At 54.9% G+C, this 3626-nt stretch carries 2 protein-coding genes and 2 pseudogenes; 2 read left to right on the top strand and 2 right to left on the bottom strand.

Annotated features, from left to right (window positions below; translation table 11 throughout):
* A partial coding sequence (locus AC1DH9_RS25080; RefSeq protein WP_477808979.1) for a hypothetical protein occupies positions 1–657 on the top strand: 657 nt, incomplete at its 5' end.
* 102 nt (positions 658–759) lie between these two features.
* Here AC1DH9_RS25080 and AC1DH9_RS25075 read toward each other — a convergent pair.
* Positions 760–1049 (bottom strand): annotated as a pseudogene (locus AC1DH9_RS25075) (transposase domain-containing protein); the annotation flags it as partial.
* Between the two features lie 227 nt (positions 1050–1276).
* Positions 1277–2629, bottom strand: coding sequence for an OprD family outer membrane porin (locus tag AC1DH9_RS25070; protein ID WP_477808978.1), 1353 nt, complete (start codon positions 2627–2629; stop codon positions 1277–1279).
* A 723-nt stretch (positions 2630–3352) separates the two neighbouring features.
* Here AC1DH9_RS25070 and AC1DH9_RS25065 point away from each other — a divergent pair.
* Positions 3353–3523, top strand: a pseudogene (locus AC1DH9_RS25065) (cupin domain-containing protein); the annotation flags it as partial.
* Between the last annotated feature and the right edge of the window lie 103 nt (positions 3524–3626).

The following is a 3626-nucleotide window of genomic DNA, read 5'->3' as shown; positions in this document are numbered from 1 at the left end:
TGGGAGATTGGCTTTACCGATGAAAGCCTCTATCGCACTGCGCTAGATTATGCAGCGGATATCGCTTACCGCCAGGGCAGAGGTCACGACGCCGTCGCACTGAACCGAAGGCTCATCGAATGGCAGGAAAGCGATGCTACGCTGGGCTGGACAATACCGAAGGATGAAAATGCCTTGGTCAACCGCCGGAAAGACATGCGTCTGCCCTTGCGTGTGGGCGACTACCGCCTGAGATTGGACACAGAAAGTCGTTTCTACTACGAAAATTTGCAAACAGGGGCGCAACTTGGCCTCACAGTGGGCATGGCTCAGTCATCTGACGAGGAGCTTGAGCCGTTGCTGCGCTCCTTCATGGCGGAAAAGTTGGGGCTGCAAGCCGGAGAAATGCGCAGGACGAAGTTTTCGCCCAAATCGGCCGAACATGGAGAGCAGCAGGCAACCGGCCGCAGATGGGAGTTCGATGTGACGAAGCTGCCTGACGACAAAGGCGCCTCTGACAATGACCCTGTCACCGGTGTCCTGCGGGAAACACCCGTGAAGATGGCGTTCTGGATCGTGGACCGCAAGGACCTGCGGTCGTTGCTAAGGGCACCCATCATGGCCGGTGGCCAAACCAGGACCGAGGCGAATCAGATTGCGCAAGCGTTGTCATGGTAGGGCAGAACACAAAATTTCTGACACCCCCCATGAACCCATAACAATCTTCAGCAACATATGAAACCCCAGACGCAACAAAGCCCGCACTAGGCGTAAAGCTGTTCACTTAAGCGGAGCAGCCTTACGGTTCACTGGAAGCCGGATCTTTGAAATCTTCACCGTCCTTGGCCTGACGGCCTTGGGCGGTGATCCAGAAACATCCCTCCAACACCCGCCCTTAATTCTGACAAGCGCCTCCCTGTTGCTGAAATCGGGTTGGCCGCCGCCATCACGATAAGCAGCACCGCAATGTACTGGCAGGCAGGCTCGTCGCGGAACAACGCCATGCCGAGCACCAACCAGAGCACTTGGTCGGCGGGCAAGCGACGACGCCGGAGGGTTGCCTGCGTAGAAAGGTCCAACACCGATGCCACCCATTCGACAGGAATATTTTGAGTAAAGGTACTCAGATCAGAAAAGTTGAAGAGGTCGCCGAGGTCGAGCAGATGCTGCTGAACAAACATAAAAAATCCGATGCCAGCGATCTGGCATCGGATTTTCGGGGAAGCCCTGCTGAGACTCAAATACTTAAGTGAACAGCATTACGCCAAGTGCGGGCTTTTTTTGTACTAGTCAGTGCTTACCAAAGCGGTACGACATAACTCAAGTAGAGCCGGTTTTCATCCTGCTTGGTCTGGCCCGTCAGGCTAGGGTTGGCCTGGGCGTTTTTCCAGGTCACGCCCAGTCCCTTCAACTTGCCATCAGGCACCTGGTAGCTCAGCGCCAAGTCGCGCTCCCATTCGCTGTCGCCGCCTTTGGTCACTTTGATCTTATCGCCGTGCGCGTAGGCGGCCAGAAAGCCAAGGCCTTTGATGCCCAACTGACCGAAGTCGTATTTGTACTGAGCCAGCCAGGTTTCTTCGCCAGCATGCTGGAATTTGTTCAGCTGCAGGTTGGTCAGTGCCGGTGTATCAGCGCCGGCGCCAGGACCTTGTCGGGCAGCGCCACTGTTCAGCCCGGAGTCCAGGTAAGGGAAGTCACTGTCACCGGTGTTTTTCTGGGCCCCCAAGCCAATGGTGTGGCCCGCCAGACTGTAGCTTTCCATCAGGCTGATCGTGGACTGGTTAATACGCCCCTTGGTCAAGCCGTCACCGTAAGAACCAGCGGTGGCAAAGTCGCTGTCTCCATTCGCGTTGCCGCCTACGCCCAGGCTGCGGTAGGCGCGGAAATCACTGAGGAGGCTACCGACCGGCAGCGCGGTGGTGTGCTTGGCGCCGATGAAGKCTTGTTGGTAGTAATCCTGGAGATTGGAGTACCACAGGCTCAAGGTGGTGTCGGCCAGGCCTGTATAGTCAGCACCGCCATAGAGGAAGCGGTCGCTGAGTTTCGCACCGCCGCCAGTGGTCATGTCACTGTCGTTGCTCTCATTGCGAATTTTCGTCCGGACGATGTCGCCAGCCGTGAAGGTGAAGTCGGACAGGTCTTTCGACACCAGTTGCACGCCGGTGTTGGTCTGGTGGTACAGACGCCCATCGGTGTTGGCCAGCATCGGGTTATTTTGGCTGAGCATACCAACGCGCAGCTCATCCTTGAGGAAGCGCATCTTGAAGGTCGGGCTCAAGACACTAAAGTCATTGGCGGATTTCCCATCATCCAGCGGGAACATGCTGCCGGGATAACGACTCTGGTGATCCTTGTTATTCAGGTCACCACCAGAGTCGAGCTTGAGGCCGTAAAAGGCCTCAAGATCCAGGCCGAAACCCACAGCACCGTCGGTATAACCGGAGCGGAAATTGAACTGAAAACCCTGTCCCCAGTCGCGGTAACTCTTGGCCTTGGCGGTGCTGCCCACCACGTCACGGCCTTGTTGATTGAGGTAGCGGTTGAGCAGGGTCAAGTCGGCATGGCTGTCGTCGATGAAGTCGGCATGTGCAGGCAACATCGCGCCCCCCAGCAAAGCGCCAACGAGGGATACGGCTAGTTTCTTGATCATCATGGATCTCGTTCACAGGGTAATTAACCCTGCCGACGGGCTTGTTCATCCAAGGTAATCCGTTACCCATGCATCGGCAGTTTTGCAGCGCTGATGCCAAGCATTTGAATCGCTGCAATATTTTGAAACGCATTAGGGGCTTCAAATATGACAATTCGGTTACRCGACCTTTAGATGTTCGTTGCATTGACCTGCATAAAAAAAAGGCGTTAAAGAAGAAAACGAAGTGACAGGATTTTCATTTGATAGCGCGTTAGACCGCATGTATTTTGGGGAAGGGAACAGGTTTGTTTTTGGCGTGTGTCCCCGATGGAATTCAGCTAGGACGTAGCCAAGGAAGCACCGCGAATGACACCGGTGAAGTTGCGGGAGTCGATCAATTCTTTTGCTGACCAGGTCTGGCATCGCGAAGAACACGGCGTAACCAGTTTCAAATGCAGTGGTTTAAGAATCGAGGCGTAGCCTTACTTGCTCGCATTCGGGTCGCGGAGGATATCGAGAGGTGAGGTGGGAGCTGGCTGGCGAGCTGAAAATCGTTTTCAAGCTGGGCCTGATCCGGGTTGAGTATCTTGAGGTTAAATCGCTGGCACGGAATGGAAAACAACGTAATGCCGCGTTCCGGGCCGACTTTCAGCAAAGAGTGCTTGCGCAACAAGCTAGAAACCCCAAACCCCAGATGCAACAAAGCCCGCACTAGGCGGGCTTTGTTGATGCTTTGTTTGGTGGGCCGGGGTCCTGTCGGGGCGCGTGCGGATTCAGTTCGAGACCGGCGAATCCCTCGGCATCGGTTGCCGCGAAACAGCCTATTTCAATAGCTCAATTGGTCATATCTATCTGGCGGAAGGCGAGGAGGGGGCAGTTGCTGAAGTGATGGTAGTGATGTCGGAGTCATGAGGTTGTCGGAGCCAGTTAAAACCAACTTTTTAAACACCCTGAGCCTTCACGTTGTTAGAGTTTATCTGTAAAAAAACAAGGCCTGTACTGGAGTGTGTACACC

The sequence above is a fragment of the Pseudomonas sp. 05T35 genome (assembly GCF_056396605.1).
The sequence above is the reverse complement of the archived record's forward strand: the minus strand, read 5'-3'. Positions and strand labels throughout refer to the sequence as shown.